This window comes from Acidovorax sp. SRB_24 (genome assembly GCF_012931925.1).
In genome coordinates, this window is record NZ_MWOM01000055.1 from 1 (window position 1) to 26,230 (window position 26,230).

26 protein-coding genes and 1 tRNA gene are annotated in these 26,230 nt (G+C 67.5%); 16 read left to right on the forward strand and 11 right to left on the reverse strand.

Annotation, left to right across the window (positions count from 1 at the left end; genetic code table 11):
- Positions 1-685, reverse strand: a 685-nt coding sequence (locus tag B2J89_RS16175; RefSeq protein ID WP_169170054.1) for an amidase, incomplete at its 3' end; no start/stop codon positions are given.
- A 22-nt stretch (positions 686-707) separates the two neighbouring features.
- Entirely contained in the window at positions 708-1,694 is a 987-nt protein-coding gene (locus B2J89_RS16180) for a tripartite tricarboxylate transporter substrate binding protein (RefSeq protein ID WP_169170055.1), read from the reverse strand.
- A 116-nt stretch (positions 1,695-1,810) separates the two neighbouring features.
- Between B2J89_RS16180 and B2J89_RS16185 the strand changes: the two genes are divergently transcribed.
- On the forward strand, positions 1,811-2,749 hold the full coding sequence (locus B2J89_RS16185) for a LysR family transcriptional regulator (RefSeq protein ID WP_169170056.1): 939 nt from the start codon (positions 1,811-1,813) through the stop codon (positions 2,747-2,749).
- Between the two features lie 31 nt (positions 2,750-2,780).
- Here the strand turns inward: B2J89_RS16185 and B2J89_RS16190 are convergent, their stop codons facing one another.
- From B2J89_RS16190 to B2J89_RS16210, 5 genes are all read right to left on the reverse strand, one after another.
- Positions 2,781-3,611, reverse strand: a complete 831-nt coding sequence (locus tag B2J89_RS16190) for a zinc-dependent peptidase (RefSeq protein ID WP_169170057.1) — start codon at positions 3,609-3,611, stop codon at positions 2,781-2,783.
- 8 nt (positions 3,612-3,619) lie between these two features.
- Positions 3,620-4,405 carry a UDP-2,3-diacylglucosamine diphosphatase gene (locus B2J89_RS16195; RefSeq protein WP_169170058.1) on the reverse strand — a complete coding sequence of 262 codons (786 nt, stop codon included), beginning with the start codon at positions 4,403-4,405 and terminating at the stop codon, positions 3,620-3,622.
- A 19-nt stretch (positions 4,406-4,424) separates the two neighbouring features.
- Positions 4,425-4,931, reverse strand: a complete 507-nt coding sequence (locus tag B2J89_RS16200; RefSeq protein WP_169170059.1) for a peptidylprolyl isomerase — start codon at positions 4,929-4,931, stop codon at positions 4,425-4,427.
- A 28-nt stretch (positions 4,932-4,959) separates the two neighbouring features.
- On the reverse strand, positions 4,960-5,544 hold the full coding sequence (locus B2J89_RS16205) for a peptidylprolyl isomerase (protein ID WP_169170060.1): 585 nt from the start codon (positions 5,542-5,544) through the stop codon (positions 4,960-4,962).
- Between the two features lie 204 nt (positions 5,545-5,748).
- Complete coding sequence (locus B2J89_RS16210; protein ID WP_205763859.1) at positions 5,749-6,516, reverse strand: tetratricopeptide repeat protein; 768 nt, start codon at positions 6,514-6,516, stop codon at positions 5,749-5,751.
- Between the two features lie 182 nt (positions 6,517-6,698).
- On the opposite strand from B2J89_RS16210, the gene cysS reads away from it, so the two are divergent.
- The 6 genes from cysS (at position 6,699) to B2J89_RS16240 (ending at position 12,263) form a co-directional block, all read left to right on the forward strand.
- Positions 6,699-8,075 carry a cysteine--tRNA ligase gene (gene cysS / locus B2J89_RS16215; protein WP_169170061.1) on the forward strand — a complete coding sequence of 459 codons (1,377 nt, stop codon included), beginning with the start codon at positions 6,699-6,701 and terminating at the stop codon, positions 8,073-8,075.
- A 33-nt stretch (positions 8,076-8,108) separates the two neighbouring features.
- Positions 8,109-8,780, forward strand: a complete 672-nt coding sequence (locus B2J89_RS16220) for a DNA-3-methyladenine glycosylase (RefSeq protein ID WP_169170062.1) — start codon at positions 8,109-8,111, stop codon at positions 8,778-8,780.
- Between the two features lie 47 nt (positions 8,781-8,827).
- Complete coding sequence (locus tag B2J89_RS16225) at positions 8,828-9,805, forward strand: acetyl-CoA carboxylase carboxyltransferase subunit alpha (protein WP_169170063.1); 978 nt, start codon at positions 8,828-8,830, stop codon at positions 9,803-9,805.
- Positions 9,806-9,833: 28 nt separating this feature from the next.
- Positions 9,834-10,808: a tRNA lysidine(34) synthetase TilS gene (gene tilS, locus B2J89_RS16230; RefSeq protein WP_169170064.1), complete on the forward strand. Its 975-nt coding sequence runs from the start codon at positions 9,834-9,836 to the stop codon at positions 10,806-10,808.
- 60 nt (positions 10,809-10,868) lie between these two features.
- The gene (locus tag B2J89_RS16235) at positions 10,869-12,137 is read left to right on the forward strand and encodes an aspartate kinase (protein ID WP_169170065.1); all 1,269 of its coding nucleotides are present in this window, start codon (positions 10,869-10,871) and stop codon (positions 12,135-12,137) included.
- Between the two features lie 33 nt (positions 12,138-12,170).
- A tRNA-Ser gene (locus tag B2J89_RS16240) sits at positions 12,171-12,263 on the forward strand.
- A 302-nt stretch (positions 12,264-12,565) separates the two neighbouring features.
- On the opposite strand, the gene B2J89_RS16245 is transcribed toward B2J89_RS16240, so the two are convergent.
- From B2J89_RS16245 to B2J89_RS16260, 4 genes are all read right to left on the reverse strand, one after another.
- Positions 12,566-12,826 (reverse strand): hypothetical protein, encoded by a 261-nt coding sequence (locus tag B2J89_RS16245; RefSeq protein ID WP_169170066.1) that lies wholly within the window; start codon positions 12,824-12,826, stop codon positions 12,566-12,568.
- A 691-nt stretch (positions 12,827-13,517) separates the two neighbouring features.
- Positions 13,518-13,943, reverse strand: coding sequence for an RNA-binding S4 domain-containing protein (locus B2J89_RS16250; protein ID WP_169170067.1), 426 nt, complete (start codon positions 13,941-13,943; stop codon positions 13,518-13,520).
- A 5-nt stretch (positions 13,944-13,948) separates the two neighbouring features.
- Positions 13,949-15,424, reverse strand: coding sequence for a sensor histidine kinase (locus B2J89_RS16255; RefSeq protein ID WP_169170068.1), 1,476 nt, complete (start codon positions 15,422-15,424; stop codon positions 13,949-13,951).
- Positions 15,421-16,107, reverse strand: coding sequence for a response regulator transcription factor (locus B2J89_RS16260; RefSeq protein ID WP_169170069.1), 687 nt, complete (start codon positions 16,105-16,107; stop codon positions 15,421-15,423). The genes B2J89_RS16255 and B2J89_RS16260 overlap by 4 nt, the downstream gene beginning before the upstream one ends.
- 130 nt (positions 16,108-16,237) lie before the next feature.
- On the opposite strand from B2J89_RS16260, the gene B2J89_RS16265 reads away from it, so the two are divergent.
- From B2J89_RS16265 to B2J89_RS16305, 9 genes are all read left to right on the forward strand, one after another.
- Positions 16,238-17,197 carry a tripartite tricarboxylate transporter substrate binding protein gene (locus B2J89_RS16265; RefSeq protein ID WP_169170070.1) on the forward strand — a complete coding sequence of 320 codons (960 nt, stop codon included), beginning with the start codon at positions 16,238-16,240 and terminating at the stop codon, positions 17,195-17,197.
- A 186-nt stretch (positions 17,198-17,383) separates the two neighbouring features.
- Entirely contained in the window at positions 17,384-17,932 is a 549-nt protein-coding gene (locus B2J89_RS16270; RefSeq protein WP_169170071.1) for a tripartite tricarboxylate transporter TctB family protein, read from the forward strand.
- Complete coding sequence (locus tag B2J89_RS16275; RefSeq protein WP_169170072.1) at positions 17,932-19,443, forward strand: tripartite tricarboxylate transporter permease; 1,512 nt, start codon at positions 17,932-17,934, stop codon at positions 19,441-19,443. The genes B2J89_RS16270 and B2J89_RS16275 overlap by 1 nt, the downstream gene beginning before the upstream one ends.
- A gap of 102 nt (positions 19,444-19,545) precedes the next feature.
- Positions 19,546-21,054 (forward strand): sigma-54-dependent Fis family transcriptional regulator, encoded by a 1,509-nt coding sequence (locus B2J89_RS16280; protein WP_169170073.1) that lies wholly within the window; start codon positions 19,546-19,548, stop codon positions 21,052-21,054.
- Positions 21,055-21,206: 152 nt separating this feature from the next.
- Entirely contained in the window at positions 21,207-22,391 is a 1,185-nt protein-coding gene (locus B2J89_RS16285; protein WP_169170074.1) for a substrate-binding domain-containing protein, read from the forward strand.
- A gap of 112 nt (positions 22,392-22,503) precedes the next feature.
- Positions 22,504-23,268: an ABC transporter ATP-binding protein gene (locus B2J89_RS16290; protein ID WP_169170075.1), complete on the forward strand. Its 765-nt coding sequence runs from the start codon at positions 22,504-22,506 to the stop codon at positions 23,266-23,268.
- The gene (locus tag B2J89_RS16295) at positions 23,265-23,990 is read left to right on the forward strand and encodes an ABC transporter ATP-binding protein (RefSeq protein ID WP_169170076.1); all 726 of its coding nucleotides are present in this window, start codon (positions 23,265-23,267) and stop codon (positions 23,988-23,990) included. The genes B2J89_RS16290 and B2J89_RS16295 overlap by 4 nt, the downstream gene beginning before the upstream one ends.
- A 98-nt stretch (positions 23,991-24,088) precedes the next feature.
- Positions 24,089-25,072 (forward strand): branched-chain amino acid ABC transporter permease, encoded by a 984-nt coding sequence (locus tag B2J89_RS16300; protein ID WP_169170077.1) that lies wholly within the window; start codon positions 24,089-24,091, stop codon positions 25,070-25,072.
- 13 nt (positions 25,073-25,085) lie between these two features.
- Positions 25,086-26,153 carry a branched-chain amino acid ABC transporter permease gene (locus tag B2J89_RS16305; protein WP_169170078.1) on the forward strand — a complete coding sequence of 356 codons (1,068 nt, stop codon included), beginning with the start codon at positions 25,086-25,088 and terminating at the stop codon, positions 26,151-26,153.
- Positions 26,154-26,230: the final 77 nt, after the last annotated feature.

Below are 26,230 nucleotides of genomic sequence, written 5' to 3' on the forward strand. Positions count from 1 at the left end.
CGCTCTGGGTCAGGCGCACGCCATGCAGGCCGAAGCTGAACAGCGCGGCGTCTTCCACCGTGCGGGTGATCACGCTGATGGTGTCCTGCCCAGGGCTCAGGGGTTTGAGGCCGGCGGCGTTGAAAAATCCGAAAGTGGGCTTGTAGCCCACCACGCCGCAGTACGACGCCGGGCGCACCGTCGAAGCAGTGGTCTGCGTGCCGAAGGCCACGGGCACCATGCAGTCGGCGACCGCGGCCGCCGAGCCGCTCGAGGATCCGCCGGGCGTGTGTTCCAGCCGGTGTGGGTTGCGGGTGGTGCTCGGGGTTTGCGTGGCGAATTCGCTGGTGGCGACTTTGCCCAGGACGAAGGCGCCGTGCTCGCGCGCAGTGGCGACACAGGCCGCGTCCGCGACGGGGCGGTGGCCCACATAGATCGGCGAGCCGTAGGCAGTGGCGTGGTCCGCGGTGTCGATCACGTCCTTGACGGCGAAGGGCAAGCCGCGCAGCGGCGCCGCCGCGGCGCGGTCGGCCGCCCGGGCGTGCTGCAGCGCCAGTGCAGGGTCGATGGCGGTGAAGGCGAGCACATCCGGGTTGCGCTCTTCAATGCGGTCCAGGCAGGCGCGCGTGAGTGTTTCGCTGGTGAGGGTGCCGTTTTCAATGGCGCCCAGCGCCTGCAGCGCGGTGAGTTGGTTGGCTGGTTTCATGCTGGAAATCGGGCGGGCGCCGTTACTGCGGGGTGATGCCGGCGGCGCGGATGGCCTTGGCCCAGCGGTCGTGCTCTTTCTTCACGAACGCGCCGAATGCCTCGGGGCTGTCGCCGATGGGCTCTGCGCCTTGCGCCAGCAGCAATTCGCGCACCTTGGGCTCCTGCAGGATGCGCACCACTTCCTGGTTCAGGCGCGTGAGGATGGGTTTGGGCACGCCGGCCGGTGCAAACAGGCCGAACCAGCCTTCTACGTCGTAGCCGGGGACGCCGGCCTGTGCGATGGTAGGCACGTCGGGCAGCAATGGCGAGCGCTTGGTGGAGGTCACGCCCAGCGCCGTGAGCTTGCCGCTGCGGATGTGCGGCAGACACAGCGGCAGGTTGCAGAACATGGCGCTCACGCGCCCGCCCATCACATCGGTCACCGGTGCACTGCCGCCTTTGTATGGGACATGCAGAAAGTCCGGAATCTGGGCCATGTTTTTAAAGAGCTCACCCGACAGGTGCATGCTGCCGCCCGCGCCGCTGGAGGCGAAGCTGTATTTGTCGGTCTTGGCGGCATCGATGAAGTCCTTGACGCTGCGCGCGGGCACCTGCGGGCCGACCACGAGCACGTTGGGCATCGCCGCCACGTTGGTGATGGGAGCGAAGTCGCGCATTGCATCGAAGCGCAGGTTCTTATGCAGGCTGGGGTTGATCGCGTTGGTGCTGGCCGCGCCCATCATCAGCGTGTAGCCGTCCGGTGCGGCGGCTGCAGCATAGGCCGCGCCGATGTTGCCGTCTGCGCCGGCCTTGTTGTCGATGACCACGGGCTGCCCGAGTGCTTCGGCCAGCCGCTGCGCCACGATGCGCGCGAGCAGGTCGGTGACGCTGCCTGCGGCAAACGGCACGACGATCTGCACCGGCTTGGAGGGGTAGGTGGCTTGCGCCTGTGCTACGCCAGTGTGTGCGACAGCGCCCAGCAGGGCAGCGGCAAGAAGTGCTCGGCGGGACTTGAGAAAACGTGTCATCAGAAGACTCCAAAGGGGGTGAAAGCGCCACATCGGGTGGAGGGCTGCAGAATAGAAGCGGCAGACTGATATGTCTAATATAAAATTAATATCTGTTTAGGTCGATAAAGGTCTTAATGTTGCTCTCTCGTGCTTTGCTTGCCTTTGTGGCCGTCGCCGAAGAGTTGCACTTTGGCCGCGCTGCGCAGCGGTTGCACATCAGCCAGCCGCCCTTGAGCCAGCAGATCCGCCAATTCGAAGAGGATCTGGGGGCGGCGCTGCTCGTGCGCACGACCCGCTCGGTGCAGCTCACGCCCGCCGGTCGCTTGCTGCTGGAGCGCGCGCGCCAGCTGATCGCAGAGGCGGAGGCGGCACAGCATGCCGTGCAGCGCACGGCGCGCGGCGAGGCGGGGCACCTCACGCTGGGGTTCACGCACAGCACGGTGTACCGCGTGCTGCCGGACGCGCTGCAGGCCTATCGCACGCACTACCCCGCAGTGGCGCTGGACTTGCGGCAGATGACATCGGATGTGCTGATCGATGGCGTGCGCAGCGGCCGCATCGATGCCGCTCTGGTGCGCCTGTCTCCCACGATGGATGGGCCGGACCTGGCGTCCCGCGTCGTGGCCCGCGACCCGTTGGTGCTGGCCCTGCCGGTCGGCCACGCCTTGGCGGACATGGCGCGTGTTCCGGTGCAGGCGCTGCACGGCCTGCCTTGGATCGGCTACCAGGCCGAAGGCGCGCGTTATTTTCATGAACTGGTCGAAGGCGTTTTCGCCTTGGCGCAGGTGCGCCCGGATGTGCAGCACCTGAGCATCTTGCCGACCCTGCTGGCGCTCGTGGAAGCAGGCATGGGCGCGGCACTGGTGCCCGCGTCGGCGGTGCAGGGCCATGCGGGGCGGCTGGTGTACCGGTGGCTGGACGGCGCGACCCCGCCGGCGCATGCGGTGCTGTCCTGTGTATGGCGGGCCGACAACCTGAACCCGGCCACGGCGCGTTTTATCGCGCTCCTGCCGTCGCCGGACGCGGACACAGACACCGGTGAGCGGTCTTTCCCACAGGGCGGCGGCGCCTAGCCGGTGCGGACTGCCGCGCGCCCCACAGCCTTCAAGCCGCTGCCGCGGGCCGCTGGAAGAACGCATCCAGCAGGGGCAGGAGTGCAGGAAATTCTGACGCGAAGCGCGCACGGTTGACGAAATAGGCTTCGCAGGCCACGGCAAAAAACTCTGCTGGCGCCGTGGCGCCATAGGCGTCCAGCCACGGCGCCGCACCGCCGAAGCGCTGCGCAATCAGCACCTGCTCGCGGAAAGCCGCATAGGCGGGATCCCAGGCCGCCCACCACAGCGCGTGGGCCGCGCGCGCACCCGAGGTGCCCATGAAGCCGGCGGGCAGCGGCGGGCAGCCGTCGGCCGCGCCGCTGCGCATGTCGAGCTTGTGGGCGAATTCATGGAGCACGACGTTGGTGCCGTGCTCGGCGCTGCGGCCCGCCGCGTGCACGTCGTGCCAGCTCAGCATCACGGGGCCGCGCTCCATGGCCTCGCCCACCAGGTGCTCGTCGTAGTGGTGCACCACGCCGGCCTCGTCGGTGACATGGCGGCGCGCGACCACGGCGCCCGGGTGGACCACGATGCCGACGAAATCGTCGTACCAGCCCAGCGCCTGCGCCGGATCGCCCCAGTGCAGCAGCGGCAGGCAGGCCTGGGCGGCGATGGCCACGGCCATGGCGTCGGTCACGGTGAGGCCGTGGCCGCCATGGAATTGCTTGCGCTGCAGGAACAGCGCGCTGAGTGCGCGCAGCTTGGCCTGGTCGTGCAGGGGAAGGTTGGCGAGAAAGGGGTAGTGCTGCACGGTGCGCAGCCACAGCGTGGCGGGAATGTCCGGCACGGGCGCAATGCGCCCGCGCAGCTGCCGCCACAGGCGCCGGTACCAACCGCCCATGGCGGCCTTCAGTCCGGCACCACGCGGTGCAGGCCTGCGGCGTCCAGGCGCAGCACCTCGGCGCGCGGGGGCTGGGCTGCGCCATCCCAGTCGCTCAGCACCAAGCGCCGCTGGCCCGGTGCGAGCGCGTGCTCTGCGGGGCGGTGCGTGTGGCCGTGGACCAGAGTGTCGGCCCGGGCGGCGCGCAGCCAGGCGGCGGCGGCGGGGCCGTCCACGTCGGCATAGGGCTGGCCCGAGTGTTTGCGTGCTTCGCTCTCGTTGCGCATGGCGCGCGCCTGCGCGCGCCGCGTGGCCAGGGGCTGGGCCAGAAAGTCGCGCTGCCACGCCGCGCTGCGCGCCAGCCGGCGAAAGCGCTGGTAGTCCACGTCGTCCAGGCACAGCGCGTCGCCATGGCTCAGCAGCGTGCGCCGGCCCGCAAACTCCAGCACGGTGGGGTCTGTCAGGCCGGTGGTGCCGCAGTGCGCGAGAAAGGCCGGACCCGCCAGAAAGTCGCGGTTGCCGTGCATGTAGAACACCGCCATGTGTTGGGCGGCGGCGCGCAGCAGGGCGCAGCACTGCGCTTCAAAACGGCTGTCGGCGTCGCGGGTGTCGCCGATGGCGTCGTCGCCGACCCAAACCTCGAACAGGTCGCCCAGAATGAACAGGGCATCGGCCGGCGTGGTCTGCAGGTAGCGCTGCCAGGCGGCCACGGTGGCCGGCTCGCTGGCTTGCAGGTGCAGGTCGGAGATGACATCGACCGTGCGCCAGTGCGCAGGAGCGGCAAGCTCCTGGATCGGGGGCACGGCCGGGGTCATGCTGCGCAGTGCGGTGCGGTTACAGCGCGACGGCTTTTTCGATGACGACGTCTTCCTTGGGCACGTCGTCGTGGAAGCCCTTGCGGCCGGTCTTCACGGCCTTGATCTTGTCGACCACCTCGGTGCCGGCAACCACCTTGCCGAACACGGCGTAGCCCCAGCCTTGGGCCGAGGGGGCGGTGTGGTTCAGGAAGCCGTTGTCGGCCACGTTGATGAAGAACTGCGCGGTAGCCGAGTGCGGGTCGCCGGTGCGGGCCATGGCCACGGTGTAGTTGGCGTTCTTGAGGCCGTTGTTGGCCTCGTTCTCGATGGGCGCGTCCGTGCCCTTCTGGTTCATGCCGGGCTCGAAGCCGCCGCCCTGCACCATGAAGCCGGGAATCACGCGGTGGAACACCGTGTTGTTGTAGTGGCCCTTGTTCACGTACGACAGGAAGTTGGCGGTCGACTTGGGCGCCTTGTCGGCGTCGAGTTCGAGGGTGATGACACCGTAGCCGGTGATGTGCAGTTCGACTTGGGGGTTGCTCATGGCAGGTTCCTTTGAGAGAGGGGAGGGGTTACTTCAGCACCGTGGCGGAAATGATGGTGACAGGGGTGGTGGGCACGTTCTGGTGGCCGCCGCGGCTGCCGGTGGCCACGGCCTTGATCTTGTCGACCACGTCGCTGCCCTGGACCACCTTGCCGAACACGGCATAGCCGTATCCGTCCGGCTGGGGCGCGTTGAGCATGGCGTTGTCCTTGACGTTAATGAAGAACTGCGCGGTGGCCGAGTTCGGGTTGCCGGTGCGCGCCATGGCGATGGTATAGGTGTCGTTCTTCAGGCCATTGGCGGCCTCGAGAGGAATCGGCGCGCGCGCGGGCTTTTGCGCCATGTCGGCCGTGAAGCCGCCGCCCTGCACCATGAAGCCGTCGATCACGCGGTGGAAGATGGTGCCGTCGTAGTGCTTGTCCCGCACGTATTGCAGGAAGTTCTCCGCGGTCTTGGGCGCCTTGGCAGGGTCGAGCTGCACCACGATGTCGCCCATCGAGGTGGCGAGCTTGACCTGGGGCGCAGCCTGCGCCTGGACCGATGGCGCTATTGAAAACATAGCTGTCAGCGCAATGACTGAAAGCGCTAGAGTCGATTTTCGTCTGGAAATCATTCGATCACTCCTTCGTAGATTGTTTTCCACAGGCGGTCGTGCAGCATCCAATACTGGCGCGCGCGAGAACTGCTTGGGCGGCGCCCGTGGCCAACGCCACACTGGTAGGGCCGAACACCCAAAGAGGAAACGTCAAGGTGTGCACTTCAACCACCGGCGAGTGCGCGGGTGCGCTCTGCCCCTGCCATGCCGGTGTGGCCGCCCTCAGGCACCCGTGGATTCACGCACGCGGAGCCAGCGCTCGCCCGACTTGACCCGTTCTGGCGTCATGCGGCTGGATACTTGGAGCGGGTCGGCACTGTAACGCGCCTTGCCGACGGTGCGTGCGCTGCTGTCGGTGGCCGCGGCGCCGGGTTCGGCGTTCGCGGCTGCGGGCCTGAGCGCTGCGGGTTCGGCCTTGGGGGCGGTTTTGGCCGGGGCAGGGCGCGCGCCCGGTGTGCCGGGCGTGAACAGCTGGCGGATCAGCACCAGCTTGGGGGGCACGGACGTGTTGCTGGCATCGAGCTGCAGCGCCTTGCTGTAGGCCTGGCTGGCCAGGCGCGCATAGACGTCGCCCAGGTTTTCCTGCGCCGTGGCGTAGCTGGGGTTGGTGCGGATGGCCATTTCCAGCGCTGCGCGCGCCTTGTCGTACAGCCCCTGGCCGGCGTACAGCACGCCCAGGTTGTTGTAGGGTTCGGGCAGCTCGGGGTAGTCCTCGGTCAGCTGGACGAAGGTGGCCGTGGCGTCGGCGCTCTTGCCGCTATCAGACTGGATCACGCCCTTGAGAAAGCGCATCTGCGGGTCGCGCGGCTTGGCCGCCAGGTACTGATCGGCACGTGCCAGCGCCTGGGCATGCTTGCCTTGGCGCATCAACTGGTTGACATCGCTGTAGTCGTCGGCATGGGCGAGCGGACTTGCCAGCAAGGCGCCGAGGGCGAGCAGCCGGGCGCCGTGGTGCAAAATGCGCGCGAGCGCCGACGGTGCGAGGTTCATAGGTGTCTTTGCTAAAGCGGGGCGCAGAGCCCGGCGGTGGGCGATATACTGCCGCAGATTGTAGCTGAGGGCCCGCGCGGCGCGCCCCCGCTTCCTGCCCCGCGCCCCGCTGCGCAACGCCCCCTGATTTGCCCCGAATGCGCTGCCTGCAGCGCTGTTTGCCTTTCCCTTCCAGTGACCCCATGACCCTGCGCATCTACAACACGCTCACGCGTGCGTTGGAGGACTTTGCACCGCTCGACCCCGGCCATGTGCGCATGTATGTCTGCGGCATGACGGTGTACGACCTGTGCCACCTGGGACATGCGCGCTCCATGGTCGCGTTCGATGTGGTGCAGCGCTGGCTGCGCGCCAGCGGCCTGCGCGTCACGTATGTGCGCAACATCACCGATATCGACGACAAGATCATCCAGCGCGCCGTGCAGAACGGCGAAACCGTGCGCGGCCTGACCGACCGCATGATCGGCGCCCTGCACCAGGACGCCGATGCCCTCGGCATCGAGCGCCCCACGCACGAGCCGCGCGCCACCGACTATGTGCCGCAGATGCTGTCCCTGATCGGCCGGCTCGAAAGCAAAGGGCTGGCCTACCAGGCCGGCGAGGGCGACGTGAACTTTGCGGTGCGCAAGTTCGCCGGCTACGGCAAGCTCTCGGGCAAGTCGCTCGATGAACTCCATGCCGGCGAGCGCGTGGCCGTGCAGGACGGCAAGCACGACCCGCTCGACTTCGTGCTCTGGAAAAGCGCCAAGCCCAGCGAGCCCGAGGAGGTGAAGTGGAGCAGCGCCTGGGGCCCGGGGCGCCCCGGCTGGCACATCGAGTGCTCGGCCATGGGCTGCGCACTGCTGGGCGAGAGCTTCGACATCCACGGCGGCGGCGCCGACCTGCAGTTTCCGCACCACGAGAACGAGATCGCCCAGAGCGAAGGCGCCACCGGCAAGCCGCTTGCGCAGACCTGGATGCACAACGGCTTCATCAATGTGGACAACGAGAAGATGTCCAAGTCGCTGGGCAACTTCTTCACCATCCGTGACGTGCTCAAGGAATACGACGCCGAGACCGTGCGCTTCTTCGTCGTGCGCAGCCACTACCGCAGCCCTCTGAACTACAGCGACGTGCACCTGGACGACGCGCGCGCCGCGCTCAAGCGCCTGTACACGGCGCTCGCCCTGGTGGCGCCGGCAGAGGTGGCGATCGATTGGGCCGAGCCCCATGCGGCCCGCTTCAAGGCCGCCATGGACGAAGACTTCGGCACGCCCGAGGCCGTGGCGGTGCTGTTCGATCTGGCCGGCGAGGTCAACCGCAGCCGGTCGGCGCAGGCCGCCGGTCTGCTCCAAAGCCTGGGCGGCTGCCTGGGCCTGCTGCAAGGCGACCCGCAGGCTTTCCTGCAGTCGGGCGCGACGCTGGACGAGGCGGCCATCCAGGCGCAGATCGCGGCGCGCGCTGCGGCCAAGGCCACGAAAAATTTTGCCGAGGCCGACCGCATCCGCAACGAGCTGCTGGCCGCCGGCATCGTCCTCAAGGACGCCGCCGCGGGCACGACCTGGGAAGTGGCCCCGTGAGCCTTTTAATCATGAAAATGGCCGATAAGGCATATGGGACTTGCCGTGCCAGCTTCTAAAAACATAGCAATAGAGGCCGCCGACCTGGCCGCGCCCGGGTATTGGGCGGAAGCCCGCAAGCACCTCATGAAGAAGGACCGGGTGATGAAGCGCCTGATCCCCCAGCTGGGCGAGGCCACGCTGCAGTCGCGCGGCGACGCCTTCACCACGCTGGCGCGCTCCATCGTGGGCCAGCAGATTTCGGTCAAGGCTGCGCAGACCGTGTGGGACCGCTTTGCCGCGCTGCCGCCGGCCATGGCGCCGGCGCACGTGCTCCGGCTCAAGGTCGACGACATGCGCGGCGTGGGGCTGTCGGCGCGCAAGGTGGACTACCTGGTGGATTTGGCGCTGCACTTTGACGCCGGCAAGCTGCATGTCGATGGCTGGCAGGGCATGGACGACGAGGCCATCATTGCCGAGCTGGTCGCGATCCGCGGCGTGGGCCGCTGGACCGCCGAAATGTTCCTGATCTTTCACCTCATGCGGCCCAATGTGCTGCCGCTCGATGACGTGGGGCTGATCAATGGCATCAGCCTCAATTATTTTTCGGGTGACCCGGTCAGCCGCAGTGACGCGCGCGAGGTGGCCGAGGCCTGGAAGCCTTGGTGCAGCGTGGCGACTTGGTATATTTGGCGATCGCTGGCGCCGCTGCCGGTCGCATATTGAACGCTTGTCGCCACTGCCCTTGTGCATGGCGATCAAGGAGAAACAACTTGGCAAAAAAAACATTTCTGGATTTCGAACACCCTATTGCGGAACTCGAAGCCAAGATCGAAGAGCTGCGCTACGTGCAGTCCGAAAGCGCGGTCGATATCTCTGACGAAATCGACCAGTTGAGCAAAAAGAGCCAGCAGCTCACCAAAGACATCTATGCCGAGCTGACCCCCTGGCAGATCACGAAGATCGCGCGCCACCCCGAGCGGCCCTACACGCTCGACTACGTGCGCGACCTGTTCACCGACTTTGTCGAGCTGCACGGAGACCGCCACTTTTCCGACGACAAATCCATCGTTGGCGGCTTGGCGCGCTTCAACGGCCATGCCTGCATGGTGCTGGGCCACCAGAAGGGACGCGACACCAAGGAGCGCGCGCTGCGCAACTTCGGCATGACGCGCCCCGAGGGCTACCGCAAGGCGCTGCGCCTCATGAAGACGGCCGAGAAGTTCCACCTGCCGGTGTTCACCTTCGTCGACACGCCCGGTGCCTTTCCGGGCATCGACGCCGAGGAGCGCGGCCAGTCGGAAGCCATCGGCCGCAACATCTACGAGATGGCGCAGCTCGAAGTGCCGATCATCACCACGATCATCGGCGAAGGCGGTTCGGGCGGCGCCCTGGCCATCAGCGTGGGCGACCAGCTGCTGATGCTGCAGTACTCGATCTACTCGGTGATCAGCCCCGAAGGCTGCGCCTCCATCCTCTGGAAGACCAGCGAGCGGGCCCAGGACGCGGCCGAGGCCCTGGGCATCACGGCCCACCGCCTCAAGGCGCTGGGCCTGGTCGACAAGATCGTCAGCGAACCTGTGGGCGGCGCCCACCGCGATCCCAAGCAGATGTCCGCCTTCCTCAAGCGCGCCCTGGGCGATGCTTTCCGCCAGGTCGCCGACCTCAAGGTCAAGGAGCTGCTGGACCGCCGCTACGAGCGCCTGCAAAGCTACGGGCGCTTCACCGACACCAAGGCCGACAGCCGCTGAAAGCCGGCCAGGCTTGCGGGGCTGAGCCATGACCCAGTCCTTCGACGCCGCGCTGCGCGCCTTTGCGCCTGCGCTGCCGCTGGCCGTGGGCCTGAGTGGCGGCGCCGACTCCACCGCCCTGCTGCTGGCCTGTGCTGCGCGCTGGCCAGGCCAGGTGCGGGCCATCCACGTGCACCACGGCCTGCAGGCCGCAGCCGACCACTTCGAGCAGCACTGCGCTGCGCTGTGCGCGCGGCTGCAGGTGCCGCTGGCGGTGCAGCGCGTCGATGCGCGCCATGCGCCCGGGCAAAGCCCCGAAGATGCGGCGCGCATCGCCCGGTACAAAGCTTTTGAGGCTGCAGCGCAAGCCAGTCAAGCGCATGCAGCTATTCAATCCATAGCGCTGGCGCAGCATGCCGACGACCAGGCCGAGACCCTGCTGCTGGCGCTCTCGCGCGGCGCCGGCGTGGCCGGGCTGGCCGCCATGCCGGCGCAGTGGCAGCGCGGCGGCATGGCCTGGCACCGGCCGCTGCTGAAGGTGGCAGCCGCCGACGTGCGCGCCTGGCTGCAGGCGCGCGGCGAGACCTGGGTCGAAGACCCGAGCAACAGCGACGAGCGCTACACGCGCAACCGCATCCGCGCGCGCCTGCTGCCCGCGCTCGGTGCCGTCTTTCCCGCGTTCCGCGACACCTTCGCGCGCAGTGCGGCGCACGCGGCCCAGGCCAGCGAACTGCTGTACGAACTCGCCCAGCAGGACCTGGCCGCCGTCGGCGTGCCGCCGCAGATCGCCGCGCTGCAGGCGCTCAGTGGCGCGCGCCAGGCCAACGTGCTGCGTCACTGGCTGCGCAGCACGCACCAGACCACGCCGGCCACAGCGCAACTGGCGGCACTGCAGCGCCAGATCCTCGCCTGCACTACGCGTGGCCACCGCATTCACCTCAAGGTGGGGGGCGGCTTCGTCGAGCGCAGGGGGACGGGGCTGCATTGGTACAATCCCGAGGGTTTTGGCCCCCCCCCTGCATGAGAAACGGCTGCGTTCCAAAACACCGTCCAACCTGCGCCGTTTCGTCACGACACAACACCAATGGCATTGATCGTTCAAAAATACGGCGGCACGTCGATGGGTTCGCCCGAGCGCATCCGCAACGTGGCCAAGCGCGTGGCCAAATGGGCGCGCGCTGGCCACCAGATCGTGGTGGTGCCCAGCGCCATGAGCGGCGAGACCAACCGCCTGCTGGGCCTGGCGGGCGAACTCGCGCCCGAGCGCGCCACCGCCGAATACCACCGCGAACTCGACATGCTGGCCGCCACGGGCGAGCAGGCCTCCTCGGCGCTGCTGGCGATTGCGCTGCAGGCCGAAGGCATGTCCGCCGTCAGCTACACCGGCTGGCAGGTGCCCGTGCGCACCGACAGCAGCCACACCAAAGCCCGCATCGAGTCGATTGACGACCAGCGTGTGCGCGCCGACCTCGACGCCGGCAGGGTAGTGATCGTCACGGGCTTCCAGGGAATCGACGACAACGGCAACATCACCACGCTCGGCCGAGGTGGATCGGACACCTCCGCCGTGGCCATTGCCGCTGCCATGAAGGCCAAGGAGTGCCTGATCTACACCGATGTCGATGGCGTCTACACCACCGACCCGCGTGTCGTGCCCGCGGCACGCCGCCTGGGCACGGTGAGCTTCGAGGAAATGCTCGAAATGGCCAGCCTGGGCAGCAAGGTGCTGCAGATCCGCTCGGTCGAATTCGCCGGCAAGTACAAGGTGCCCATGCGCGTGCTCTCCAGCTTCACGCCCTGGGACATCGACCTGGCAGAAGAAGCCCAATCGGGCACGCTCATCACTTTTGAGGAAGACGAAAAAATGGAAAAAGCCGTTGTATCCGGCATCGCATTCAACCGCGGCGAGGCCAAGATCACTGTGCTCGGCGTGCCCGACACGCCCGGCATTGCCTACCGCATCCTCGGCCCCGTGGCGGACGCCAACATCGAAGTCGATGTGATCATCCAGAACATCAGCAAGGACGGCAAGGCCGACTTCAGCTTCACGGTGAACCACAGCGACTTCCATCGCGCGATCGAACTGCTGCGCACCAAGGTGGTGCCTGAGCTGGGCGCGCAGGAAGTCGTGGGCGACCCGAACATCTGCAAGGTGAGCATCGTGGGCATCGGCATGCGCAGCCACGTGGGCGTGGCCAGCACCATGTTCCGCGTGCTGAGCGAAGAAGGCATCAACATCCAGATGATCTCCACGTCAGAGATCAAGACCTCGGTGGTCATCGATGAAAAGTACCTCGAACTGGCGGTGCGCGCGCTGCACACGGCCTTCGGTCTGGACCAGGTCACCGCTTAAACCGGCCCAAATCTGAGGCATAATAGCCGGATTGGAAACGTGACCGAGTGGCCGAAGGTGCTCCCCTGCTAAGGGAGTATGGGGTGTAGAGCCTCATCGAGGGTTCGAATCCCTCCGTTTCCGCCAGGATAAAGAGCCCTAAGCGATTGAGTCGTTTGGGGCTTTTTCATTTTAGGCCTCTAGCACTCCGTGCTAATTCTGGTGTTTATCCTGAATTGCGGCTTTCTCGGGCGTTGAGTTCCCAAAGAGCGCTTCACGGGCGGCCAAATCGAATCTCTTGTCCACGTCTGGGACGCGCAGCTCCCGCATCTTCACCTGCACAGAAGGCCCCTGCGGGCCTGGCCACCCAGAACGGGTTGGGATCAGTGAGCAGCGCCAGGGGCACGTTGGTACTGCCGAAGAGCAGGGCGGTCTGTTTGGCCAATCCCCTACACGCGGATTCGCAAGGCCGACTCCACGTCAGCGCTGCGCCGGGCAATGACCTGGTTCGCAATCTCCGCCAACATGGCTGCGCGGCCTTTGCCTGTGATGGCATGAACGCATGCATGGCTGCGGTCGCCATCTGGAAGCTGCACCTCGACCATGCCGGCCGCTTTCAAGATGCGCAGGGTGTCGATCTTGGCCTCGTCGGTCACGTCAACGGGGAACGTCCCGTCCGAGGCCAGCTGCTGCAGGTACTCGATTGACATGCATGCCTCCTGTTTGGCCACAATTGATTTTGGCGTGGCCCCGGGGGCCATGCAATAAAAGCCCCGATCAAAGCGGGGGCACGGCGGCAGCCACCCCTGCGCCGGGCCAGAGCGATGCGTGCCTGGCTGGACAGCAGCCCTCAGCGGCCCGATCTTTGAAGAGCCGCAGCGTTTAGCAACCGCCCACTGGCGGTGATGGTGTATGTTGTTCCACCTCTGAGACCGGCGCAGCAGGTTACGCCAGAGCTTCTTGTGGCGGCCGCACGTCGGGCTGCGGAGTGCGATGGCGCTGCAGAGACCGCGTGCGGAGCACAGCTGGAGGTGGCGCCTGCGTTGGCTCTGCCGACAAGTCGCTCAGGTTGTTTTGCTGCCTGCAGACACTCCATCCGCTGGCTGGCTGGCTGGCTTGGTCGAAGGAGTTGCCTGCTTCGAGCGGGCGGCAAAGCGACGATGGTGATGGTGGTTTGCATGCCGCCTCCGTTGTTGTGACGGCATGTTATGTGGCAAGGCTTACAACGGCCTTCCGATGTCGCCCGCTCGCGGATTCACCACACTGGGCTTCCGGCGTCATGGGTTCGATTCACATCGTCTCGCCCAACAACATCCCAATGATCCGATCACTAGGGGTCGTTTTGTTCTGACATCCGTGGAGTGTTGGCGTAGCCTGGCGGGGGTGGGCCGACGCCGCGCGTCAGTCTGCGTCGTCCACCGATGCGCTCCAGCGGCTGCCCCAGTCGCGGGCGCGGTCGATGTCGCGGCGGTCGCGTTTGGTCGGGCGGCCTTCCTGCAATGCCGCGGCGGGCTCGGGGGACAGGCGGCGCTGCTCGGCGGCCTTTTCGCGTGCGCTGATGCTCTCGGCGGTTTCTTCGTAGAGCTGCTGCGCCACGGGCGCGGGGCCGCGCGTGCGGGCCAGGCCGCGCACGACCACGGTGCGCGGCACCTGGCCCTGGCGCAGGGCCACGGTGTCGCCTGCGCGCACCTCGCGCGAGGCCTTGGCGGTCTGGCCGTTGACACTGATGCGCCCCCTGGCGATTTCTTCCGTCGCCAGGCTGCGGGTCTTGAAAAAGCGCGCGCACCACAGCCACTTGTCAATGCGCAGGGTGTCGGGGCTGTCCATGGCACCTATTGTGCCGCGCCGCCTGGCGCGGCGTGCGCTGGCGGTTCGGGCGCAGCCTGCGGCAACACGACCACGGCGTCGAGCCCGACGGTGCGCCGCGCATGCTGGCGGTTGGTGAGGGCGATGCTGCCGCCCAGCGCCTGCACGATCTCCTGGCAGATGGCCAGTCCCAGGCCCGAGCCGGTGCGCACGTCGCCGGCCGAAAACGGCTGGTAGAGGCGCGCGGCCAGTTCGCTGTCGATGCCGAGGCCCTGGTCGGCCACGGTAAGCACCACATGGCGGCCGTCGCTGCGCAGCTCCACGCCCAGCACGCTGGCCTGCGGCGCGTGGCGCACGGCGTTGTGCAGCAGGTTGCGCGCCAGCTCGCGCAGCATCCACTCGTGCGCGCGCACGGGGGCTGCGTCGGTGTGGATGCCGAAGTCGAGGTCTTTGTGTGCGATCAGCGGCGACAGCTCCAGCGCCACGGCGCGCAGCACCTCTTCAAAGCGCGCGACAGGCGGCGGTGCCTGCTGGCGCAATTGCTCGACCTTGGCCAGTGCCAGCATCTGGTTGGCCAACTGGGTGGCGCGGTCCACCGTGCCCTCGATCTCCTGCAGGGCCTGCAGCGGCGGCGCATCGCCGCGCAGCGCCGACTGGACCTGTGTCTTGAGCACCGCCAGGGGCGTGCGCAGCTGGTGCGCGGTGTCGCGCACGAAGCGCTTCTGGTGCTGCAGGAGGTGCTGCAGGCGGCGCATGACCTGGTTGGTGGCATCGACCAGCGATTGCAGTTCGCGCGGCGCCGAGGCCGTGGCGATGGGGCTCAGGTCACCTTCCGGGCGCGCCTGCAGGGCGGCGCTGAGCTGGCGCACCGGGCGCGTGGCGCGCTGCACCACGGCCACCACGGTGAGGGCGACCACGGCCACCAGCAGCGCCTGGCGCACCAGGGTGTTCCACAGGATCTGCAGCGCCAGCGTCTCGCGCACCTCCAGCGTTTCCGCCACCTGGACCACGGCCATGCCGCGCCCCGAGGCGGTGGCCACGGGCTGCAGCAGCACGGCCACGCGCACCTTGCGGCCCTGGAAGTGGTCGTCGTAGAAGTCCACCAACGCCGCATACGGAGGCCGCTGGGGAATGCGGCCGTGCCACACGGGCAGGTCGGCGTAGCCCGAGACCAGCGCGCCTTGCAATGTGGAGACGCGGTAGAACATGTGGCTCTGGTTGTCGGCCTCGAAGGCTTCGAGCGCCGAATACGGCACGGTGGCGTATAGCGTGGCGGCTTCGTCGTAGCCGCTCACGTCCAGCTGCTCGCTGATGCTCTTAGCCGAGGCCAGCAGAGTGCGGTCGTAGGCGGTGTGCAGCGAGGCCAGCGTCTGCCGGTACAGGCTGAAGGTGTTGAACGCAATGAACAGCAGCACCGGCAGCAGGATGCCCAACAGCAGCTGCCCGCGCAGCGACAGGGCGCGCACCCGGTGCTGGCGCGGCGTGGCAGCAGAGGCGCTCATGCGGTGTCGGTCTTGAGCAGGTAGCCCAGGCCGCGCAGCGTCATCAGCGTCAGGCCCGTGCCGGCAAGCTTTTTGCGCAGGCGGTACACCACCACTTCGATGGCTTCGTATTGCACGTCGAGCTGGCCCGGGAAGACCAGCCCATACAGCCGCTCCTTGGCCACGGCGTGGCCGGGCTGCGCCAGCAGCGCATGCATGAGGGCCAGCTCGCGCGGCGTCAGTTCCATGATGGCGCCGTTCAGGTAGATCGCGCCACTCTCTTTTTCATAGCGTATAGCGCCCATCTGTATTGCGCTGGAGCCCGATTTGGCTTGAACCGGGTCGTGGCTGCGGCGCTGCAGCGCGCGCAGCCGCGCCTCGAGCTCGTCGAGGTCGAAAGGCTTGGGCAGGTAGTCGTCGGCGCCGGCGTTGAGGCCCAGCACCCGGTCGCCGATGGTGCCGCGCGCGGTCAGGATCAGCACCGGCGTGCGCAGGCCGCGCGCGCGGGCCTGCTCCAGCACCTGCAGGCCGTCCAGGCCGGGCAGCGTCAGGTCGAGCACGACGGCGTCGGGGGCCAGGTCGCTCCAGCGGGCGAGCGCGCTGCGGCCGTCGCCCACGGCGGTCACTTCCATGCCGCGGCGTGCCAGGGCGCGCTGCAGCGTGGCCTGCATGGTGGGGTCGTCTTCAACGAGGAGCAATTGCATGGTGGGCGGCACCTTAGCACCGCCGCGCCGGGGCCATCGCATGGGTGTTTTCCCTGAGCGTGCGGACAGCCGATTGACAGGATGCGCCCCCATCATCGGAAAGTTCGCCAACCCCTACAAGGAGACAGCCATGCGTCGCGATACCTTTCTCAAATCCCTTGCCGCCCTCGCCGCCGCGGGCGTGCTGCCGGTTTCGGCGCAAACCGCCAGCGCCATCAAGATGATGCTGCCGGCCAACCCCGGCGGCGGCTGGGATTCCACCGGTCGCGCGCTCGGCAAAGCCCTGCTCGATTCGGGTGCGGCCTCGTCGGTCACCTACGACAACAAGGGCGGCGCGGCCGGCGCGATCGGCCTGGCGCAGTTCGTCAACGGCAGCAAGGGCGACCCGAACGCGCTGATGGTGATGGGCGCGGTGATGCTGGGCGGCATCATTACGGGCAAGCCGCCGGTCAACCTCTCGCAGGTCACGCCGATCGCGCGCCTGACGAGCGAATACAACGTGTTCGTGCTGCCCGCAGACTCCCCTTACAAGAGCATGGCCGAGGTGATCGCCCAGCTCAAGAAGGACCCCGGCAGCGTGAAGTGGGGGGGCGGCTCGCGCGGCTCGACCGAACACATTGCCGCCGCCATGCTGGCGCGCGAGGTCGGGGTGGACCCGGCCAAGATCAACTACGTGGCGTTCCGCGGAGGCGGCGAGGCGATTGCCGCCATCCTGGGCAACAACGTGACCATTGGCGGCAGTGGCTACAGCGAGTTCGCCGAATACATTGCCAGCGGCAAGATGAAGCCGATCGGCGTGACATCGAACCAGCGCCTCAAGGGCATCAACGTGCCGACCCTGAAAGAGCAGGGCGTCAACGTGGAAATCGGCAACTGGCGCGGCGTCTACGGCGCGCCCGGCATCTCGGCAGAGCAGCGCAAGTCGCTGATTGACCGCGTCGCAAAAGCCGTCAAGAGCCCATCCTGGGCCGAGGCGCTGCAGAAGAACGGCTGGACCCCGGCCTGGATGGCCGGCGACGAATTCGGCAACTTTGTCGACAACGAGTTCGCCAGCCTGCGCGCCACCATGGTCAAGGCCGGCATGGTCTGAGGGCTCAAGCCACGGCGCGCAGCGTGTTGCGCGCCGTGGCGGCGCCGTCCGGTGGCTGCACCGGCATCGCGTTCTTCTGGGGCTCCCCTTTTTCTTTTTTTTTCGCGCGCGCCGCCGGTGCCATGGCGGCGCCGCGGTGTGGTCGCTCTCCGGGCCCCGACGCCCGGGCTTTGCACAGGATTCAGCATGTCTGATCACCTCATTTCTCCGTCCCTTTCCGCTGCGCCGTCGGTCGTGCCGGCCACGCGCACGCAGGCCGTGGTGGGCGCCGCGGTGCTGCTGACCGCCGCCGCTCTGGCCCTGGGCGCGCTCGACATTCCGTCGAACGCCGGCTATGGCGGCGTGGGGCCCAATTTCCTGCCGTGGCTGGTGGCGGGCGTGCTGGCAGTGTGCGGCGCGCTGCTGCTGTGGGAGGCGCTGTCCGGGGGCTTTCGCGCCATGGACGAACCCAGCGGCGCGGCGCGCGCCAACGTGCCAGCGCTCGTCTGGGTGTCCGCGGGCCTGCTGCTCAACGCCGCCCTGATCACCACGCTGGGCTTCATCGTCAGCTGCACGCTGTGCTACCTGCTGGCGGTGCAGGGCCTGCGCCGCGCGGCGGGGCAGGGCGGGGGCAGCGCCCGCACCTGGGGGGTCGATGTGGTGACCGGTGTGCTGATCTCGGCGCCGGTCTTTTGGGTTTTCACGCAGTTCCTGGCGATCAATCTGCCCGGGCTGACGCAGACAGGGTGGCTGTGATGGAAATATTTGACGCACTGATGGCGGGCTTTGCCACCGCCGCGACGCCGGCCAACCTGCTGTGGGCGCTGTTCGGCTGCGCGCTGGGCACGGCCGTGGGCGTGCTGCCGGGCATCGGCCCGGCCGTGGCCGTGGCCATGCTGCTGCCGATCACGGCCAAGGTCGAGATCACGGCCTCGATGATCTTTTTTGCCGGCATCTATTACGGCGCGATGTACGGCGGCTCGACCACCTCGATCCTGCTCAACACCCCGGGCGAGACCGCCAGCATGGTCACGGCCATGGAGGGCAACAAGATGGCCAAGAGCGGACGCGCGGGTGCCGCGCTGGCCACCTCGGCCATCGGCTCGTTCGTGGCCGGCACCATCGCGACGGTGATCGTGACCCTGTTTGCGCCTTTCGTCGCCGACTTCGCCGTGCGCCTCGGGCCACCCGAGTACTTCATGCTGATGGTGCTGGCCTTCACCACCGTGAGCGCAGTGCTGGGCAAGAGCACGGTGCGCGGCATGACGGCGCTGTTCATCGGCCTGGCTGCCGGCTGCATCGGCATGGACCAGATCTCGGGCGCCGCACGCTACACCGGCGGCAAGTCCGAGCTGCTCGACGGCATCGACATCGTGCTGGTGGCCGTGGGGCTGTTTGCCGTGGCCGAGGTGCTGTACGCCGCGATGTACGAGGGCCGGGTGGTCGAGTCGCGCAACCGCATGGGCCGCGTGCACATGACGCGGCGCGACTGGAAGCGCTCCGTCCCGGCCTGGCTGCGCGGCACGGCGATCGGCGCGCCTTTCGGCTGCATCCCGGCCGGCGGCACCGAGATTCCGACCTTCCTGAGCTACGCCGTCGAAAAGAAGCTCGCCAAGGGCGAGGACCAGGCCGAGTTCGGCGCACAGGGCGCCATCGAAGGCGTCGCCGGCCCCGAGGCCGCCAACAACGCCACCGTCACCGCGGCCCTGATTCCGCTGCTCACGCTGGGCATTCCGACCTCGAACACCACGGCCGTGCTGCTGGGCGCATTCCAGAACTACGGCATCAACCCCGGGCCGCAGCTGTTCACCACGTCGGCCACGCTGGTGTGGGCGCTGATCGCTTCGCTCTACATCGGCAACCTGATGCTGCTGGTGCTCAACCTGCCCCTGGTCGGCCTGTGGGTCAAGCTGCTCAAGATCCCCAAGCCGCAGCTGTATGCGGGCATCCTGATCTTCGCCACGGTGGGCGCCTACGGCATGCGCCAAAGCACGTTCGACCTGTTCCTGCTCTACGGCATCGGCCTGCTGGGCGTGCTGATGCGGCGCTTTGACTTTCCCACCGCCCCGGTGGTGGTCGGCATGATCCTGGGGCCGCTGGCCGAAGCACAGATGCGCAACGCCGTCTCGATTGGCGAAGGCAGCTGGTCGATCTTCGTCACGCGTCCGATGTCGCTCACGGTGCTGGTGCTGGTGCTGGCCGTGCTGGTGCTGCCGCGTGCCATGCGCTGGATGCAAAAGCGCCGCCCCGGGCCCGTGGCCGCCTGAGCCGAATTTCAAGCCAAATGGGCTGCCAGCGCTTATCGCATAAGCGCTGGCAGCTCTTTTTTTGGTAGCGTAAGGCAGCGCTGGCGCATGGCCTGCGCTACCATGCCCGCCATGCCAAACACCGCCGCCTTTGACAGCCCGCTGCCCCTGGACGCGCAGGGCATTCTGGAGCTGGCCGCGCGCTCCATGTTCCAGCTGTTCTCCAGCGTCAGCCAGGGCATGTTCCTGGTCGACAAGAGCGGCCGCATCGTCTGGGTCAACGAGGGCTACCAGCGCTTCCTGCCCGACTTGGGCTTCTCCTCGCTCGACCAGTTCGTCGGCCGCATGGTCGAGGAGGTCATCCCCAACACGCAGATGCGCCGCGTGCTCGACACCGGCCAGCCGGTGCTGATCGACCTGCTGACCAACCGGGCCGGCACCTTCGTGGTCAGCCGCATTCCGCTGCGCGACGACGCCGAACGCGTCATCGGCGCCATCGGCATCGTGCTGTTCGACCACCCCGAGACCACGCTGCAGCCGCTGATCAGCAAGTTCGCGCTGCTGCAGCGCGACCTCGACGACGCGCGCCGCGAGCTGGCGGTGCAGCGCAAGCGCCAGCTGGGCAGCGCCGGCGCGGGCGAGCGCCGGGCCAAGTACACCTTTGCGAGCTTCGTTGGCTCCAGCCCTGCCGCGGCCGAGGTCAAGCGCCAGGCGCGGCGCGCGGCGCAGTCGGCCAGTCCGGTGCTGCTGCTGGGCGAGACCGGCACGGGCAAGGAGCTGCTCGCGCACGCCATCCACGCCGCCTCCAGCCGCGCCAGCGGCCCGTTCGTCAGCGTGAACATCGCCGCCGTGCCCGACACGCTGCTCGAGGCCGAGTTCTTTGGCGTGGCGCCCGGCGCCTACACCGGCGCCGACCGCAAGGCACGCGACGGCAAGTTCAAGCTGGCCGACGGCGGCACGCTGTTCCTCGACGAGATCGGCGACATGCCGCAAAACCTGCAGGCGAAGCTGCTGCGCGCGCTGCAGGAGGGCGAGATCGAGCCGCTGGGCTCGAACCGGCTCGTGCCCTTCAACGTGCGCGTGGTCGCCGCCACCTCGCGCGAGCTTGCGGCGCTGGTGCGCGAGGGGCGCTTCCGCGAAGACCTGTTCTACCGCCTGCACGTGCTGCCGCTGCGCGTGCCGCCGCTGCGCGAGCGGCGCAGCGACATTCCGGCACTGGTCGAGGTGCTGGGCGAAGACCTGGCGCTGCGCAGCGGCACCGCCCCGCCCGAGCTGCTGCCCGACGCCATGGCGCTGCTGGCCGCGCAGCCCTGGCGCGGCAACATCCGCGAACTGCGCAACGTGCTGGAGCAGGCCGCCATGCGCAGCGACTCGCACACCATCGACGCCGCGCAGCTCACGCGCATCCTGCGCGAGGCCGGCGTGGAGCCCGCTGCGCCCGAGCCCGAGACGCTGTCCGGCGCGCCCGGCGACGACCGATTGCTGCGGCCGCTGGCCGAGCAGGTGGCGGAGATCGAGCGCCGCGCCATCGCCGCCGCGCTGGCCGCGCACGGCGGCAACAAGCAAGCCACGGCGCGCCGGCTCGGCATATCGCGCGCGACGCTGTATGCACGCATGGAAAACCCTGTGTAAGAACTGCACGGCTGTCTGAAAAGTAGCCATTTGGGGTGTCTGAAATTCAGGCAAATTCCACGCCGTGGAAATGAATTCCCCATCCCATCAAGCACTTGCGCCGCTGGCACGAACTGTGCGATGTTCAGGCATCACAACAGGAGGCATTTCCCATGCAACGTCGCACTCTGGTCGCACTGGCCGCTTTGGCCGCCACGCTTTCGGCACCGGCCCTGGCCCAGTCCAACGAAATCCGCATTGCCCACATCTACAGCAAGACCGGACCGCTCGAGGCCTATGGCAAGCAGACCCAGACCGGCCTGATGATGGGCCTGGACTACGCCACGGGCGGCTCCATGGCGGTCAATGGCAAGAAGATCGTTGTGATCGAGAAGGACGACCAAGGCAAGCCCGACCTGGGCAAGAGCCTGCTGGCGGCCGCCTATTCGGACGACAAGGCCGACATCGCCGTGGGGCCCACCTCGTCCGGCGTGGCGCTGGCGATGCTGCCCGTGGCCGAGGAGTACAAGAAGATCCTGCTGGTCGAGCCCGCCGTGGCCGACGCGATCACCGGTGATAAGTGGAACAAGTACATCTTCCGCACCGGCCGCAACAGCAGCCAGGACGCGATCTCCAACGCCGTCGCCATCGACAAGCCGGGCGTGACCATCGCCACGCTGGCGCAGGACTATGCCTTTGGCCGCGATGGCGTGAAGGCCTTCAAGGACGCCATCAAGAACGCCAAGCTGGTGCACGAGGAATACCTGCCCACCAACACCACCGACTTCACCGCCGGGGCGCAGCGCCTGATCGACAAGCTCAAGGACCAGCCGGGCCGCAAGATCATCTGGATTGTCTGGGCCGGCGCCGGCAACCCGTTCAAGATCGCCGACATGGACTTGAAGCGCTATGGCATCGAGATTGCCACCGGCGGCAACATCCTGCCCGCCATGGCCAGCTTCAAGAACTTCCCAGGCATGGAAGGCGCCACCTACTACTACTTCGGCATTCCCAAGAACCCGGTGAACGAGGCCCTGGTGGCCGCGCACTACAAGCAGTTCAAGGCACCGCCGGACTTCTTCACGGCCGGCGGCTTCAGCTCGGCCATGGCGCTGGTCACCGCGCTCAAGGCCACGGGCGGCGACACCAACACCAACAAGCTCATCAAGACGATGGAAGGCATGAGCTTCGACACGCCCAAGGGCAAGATGACCTTCCGCAAGGAAGACCACCAGGCCCTGCAGAGCATGTACCACTTCAAGATCAAGGTGGACCCGGCCTTTGCCTGGGGCGTGCCCGAGCTGGTGCGCGAGATCAAGCCCGAAGAGATGCAGATCCCGGTCCGCAATACGCGTTGATGCGGCGCGGGGGCAGGGCGCAAGCGCGGCCTGCCCACGGCGGATTGCTTCTGTTTTTATAGCTTTTAGCGCTTGTCCATCAAGCGTTTGGGGCGGTTTTACCTGAATTTCGATGCTGGCTACAAAAGACCTGACCATTCGCTTCGGCGGCCATGTGGCGGTGAATGCCGTGAGCTGCGCGTTCGCGCCGGGCACGCTCACCGCCATCGTCGGCCCCAACGGCGCGGGCAAGACCACGTACTTCAACCTGATCTCGGGGCAGCTCAAGGCCAGCGCCGGTTCGGTGCGGCTGGGCGGGCGCGAGCTCACCGGCCTGGCCCCGTCGGCACGCACGCGCGCCGGGCTCGGGCGCGCCTTCCAGCTGACCAACCTGTTTCCGGGCCTCAGCGTGCTGGAGAACGTGCGCCTGGCCGTGCAGGCCACGCGCGAAGGGCCGCACCGCCGCGGCCTGAACCTGTGGAGCATCTGGAGCGACCACCGCGTGCTGACCGAGCGCGCCGAGGCCATCCTGGAGGCCGTCGCGCTGCAGGAGCGCCGCGGCACTGCCGTCGCCAGCCTGCCGCACGGCGACCAGCGCAAGCTCGAAGTGGCGCTGCTGATGGCGCTCGAACCGCAGGTCTACATGTTCGACGAGCCCACGGCCGGCATGGGCCACGACGAGGCCCCCGTGATCCTGAACCTGATCCGCGAACTCAAGAAGGACCCCACCAAGACGATCCTGCTGGTCGAGCACAAGATGGACGTGGTGCGCGAGCTGGCCGACCGCATCATCGTGCTGACCAACGGCACGCTGGTGGCCGACGGCGCGCCCGCCGAAGTGATCGCCTCGCCCGTGGTGCAAGAGGCCTACCTGGGTGTCACGAAGGAGGCCGCATGAGCGACAACCTGCTGGAGCTCAAGGGCGTGCACACGCACATCGGCGCCTACCACATCCTGCACGGCGTCGACCTGGCCGTGCCCCGGGGTGAGCTGACCCTGCTGCTGGGCCGCAACGGCGCGGGCAAGACGACCACGCTGCGCACCATCATGGGCCTGTGGCACGCCTCCAAGGGCTCGATCCACTTCGCGGGCGAGGACATCACGGCGCTGCACACGCCGCAGATCGCGGGCAGGAACATCGCCTATGTGCCCGAGAACATGGGCATCTTTGCCGACCTCACGGTCAAGGAGAACATGCTGCTGGCCGCTCGTGCGGCCCGCACCGCCGCGCAGATGGACCCGGCGCGGCTGGAGTGGATCTTTGGCCTGTTCCCGGCCGTGGAGAAGTTCTGGAACCATCCGGCCGGCAAGCTCTCGGGCGGGCAGAAACAGATGGTGGCGGTGGCGCGCGCCATCGTCGAGCCGCGCGACCTGCTGATCGTCGACGAACCCAGCAAGGGCCTGGCACCTGCCATCGTCAACAACATGATCGAGGCGTTCGACCAGCTCAAGAAGAGCGGCGTGACCATCCTGCTGGTCGAGCAGAACATCCATTTCGCCAAGCGCCTGGGCGACTCGGTGGCCGTGATGGACAACGGCACCGTCGTGCATGCAGGCTCCATGGCGCAGCTGGCCGAAGACGAGGCGCTGCAGCGTTCGCTGTTGGGGTTGGCACTGTGACGGCATTCTTCAAGCCAAATCGGCCTCAAACGCTTGTGTGGCAAGCGCGGACAGCTATCAAAAACATATTTTCCGCAGCGCGGAAAGGGGGCCACGGCATGCGTGCGCGCGATCTCGACTGGAAACCGCTGGTGCTGGTGCCGGCGCTGGCCCTGCTGGTGCTGCCCTTCATCGGCTCGCCCTCGACCTGGCTCACGCTCACCGTGGCGGGCCTGGCCATGGGCATGATCATCTTCATCATCGCCTCGGGCCTGACCCTGGTGTTCGGCCTGATGGACGTGCTGAACTTTGGCCACGGCGTGTTCATCGCGCTCGGCGCCTTCGTCGCCACCAGCGTGCTGGGCGCCATGGGCGACTGGACGGGCAGCGCCGAGCTGTGGCGCAATCTGGTCGCCGTGCTGCCGGCCATGCTGGTGGCCATGGCGGTGGCGGGCGCCGTGGGCCTGGCGTTCGAGCGCTTCATCGTGCGGCCGGTGTATGGCCAGCACTTGAAGCAGATCCTCATCACCATGGGCGGCATGATCATCGGCGAGGAGCTGATCAAGGTGGTCTGGGGGCCGGCGCAGATTCCGCTGCCGCTGCCCGAAGGCATGCGCGGCGCGCTGCTGGTGGGCGACGCCGCGATCGAGAAATACCGCCTCGTGGCCGTGGCCGTCGGCCTGCTCGTGTTCGGCGTGCTGGCCTGGACGCTCGCGCGCACCAAGGTGGGGCTGTTGATCCGCGCCGGCGTGCAGGACCGCGAGATGGTCGAGTCGCTCGGCTACCGCATCCGCCGCCTGTTCGTCGGCGTGTTCGTCGTGGGCTCGGCGCTGGCGGGCCTGGGCGGCGTGATGTGGGGGCTGTACCAGCAGAACGTCATCCCGCAGATGGGCGCGCAGGTCAATGTGCTGATCTTCATCGTCATCATCATCGGTGGCCTGGGCAGCACGGGCGGGGCGCTGATCGGCGCGCTGCTGGTGGGGCTGATGGCCAACTACACGGGCTTTCTGGTGCCCAAGGCGGCGCTGTTCTCGAACATCGCGTTGATGGTCGCCATCCTGCTGTGGCGCCCGCAGGGCGTGTACCCCGTGGCGAACCGTTGAGGAAGCACAGACCATGTTGAACCGTCTTCTGTCCAACGACTTTCCGCGCAGCAGGGTGCTGGCGGTGGTCCTCGCGGCCATCCTGATCGGGCTGGCGTTCGCACCGTTCCTGTTTCCCGGCGTCAAGGCGCTGTCGGTGGCGGCCAAGGTGCTGGTGTTCGTGGTGCTGGTCGCCAGCTTCGACCTGCTGCTGGGCTACACCGGCATCGTGAGCTTTGCGCACACCATGTTCTTCGGCATCGGTGCCTACGGCGTGGCCGTGGCCACCACGCGCCTGGGCCCGACGTGGATGGCGCTGGCCGTGGGCATCGGCGGCGCGCTGCTGCTGTCGCTGCTGCTGTCGCTGGCCGTGGGGCTGTTCTCGCTGCGCGTGCGCGCCATCTTCTTCGCCATGATCACGCTGGCCGTGGCGGCTGCGTTCCAGACGCTGGCCTCGCAGCTGTCGGACATCACGGGCGGCGAGGACGGCCTGACCTTCAAGGTGCCCGCGGTCCTGTCGCCCAGCTTCGAGTTCGCCGACGAGCCGTTCCTCGGCGTATCGCTCGATGGGCGCCTGCTGTGCTACTACCTGCTGTTCGTGGTGGCCGTGGCGCTGGTGCTGGCGCTGCTGCGCATCGTCAACTCGCCGTTCGGCCGCGTGCTGCAGGCCATCCGCGAAAACGAGTTCCGCGCCGAGGCCATCGGCTACCGCGTGGTGGTGTACCGCACCACGTCGAGCGTGCTGTCGGCGCTGTTTGCCACGCTGGCCGGCGGCATGCTGGCGATCTGGCTGCGCTACAACGGGCCCGACACGTCGCTCTCCTTCGAAATCATGATGGACTGCCTGCTCATCGTGGTGATCGGCGGCATGGGCACGATCTACGGCGCGGTGATTGGCGCCGTGCTGTTCCTGGTGGCGCAAAGCTACCTGCAGGACCTGCTGCGCCTGGGCAGCGAAGGGGCCTCCAGCCTGCCTTGGCTGTCCGCACTGCTCTCGCCCGACCGCTGGCTGCTGTGGCTGGGCGTGCTGTTTGTGTTGTCGGTCTATTACTTTCCCACCGGCGTCGTCGGACGCCTCAGATCCCTGCGTGCGGCACGCTGAGCACGCTTTTTGTGTCAGTGAAAAAAGGAGACATCATGAAAGTGAATCTGCAGGACAAGCGGGCCCTGAAAGTGGCC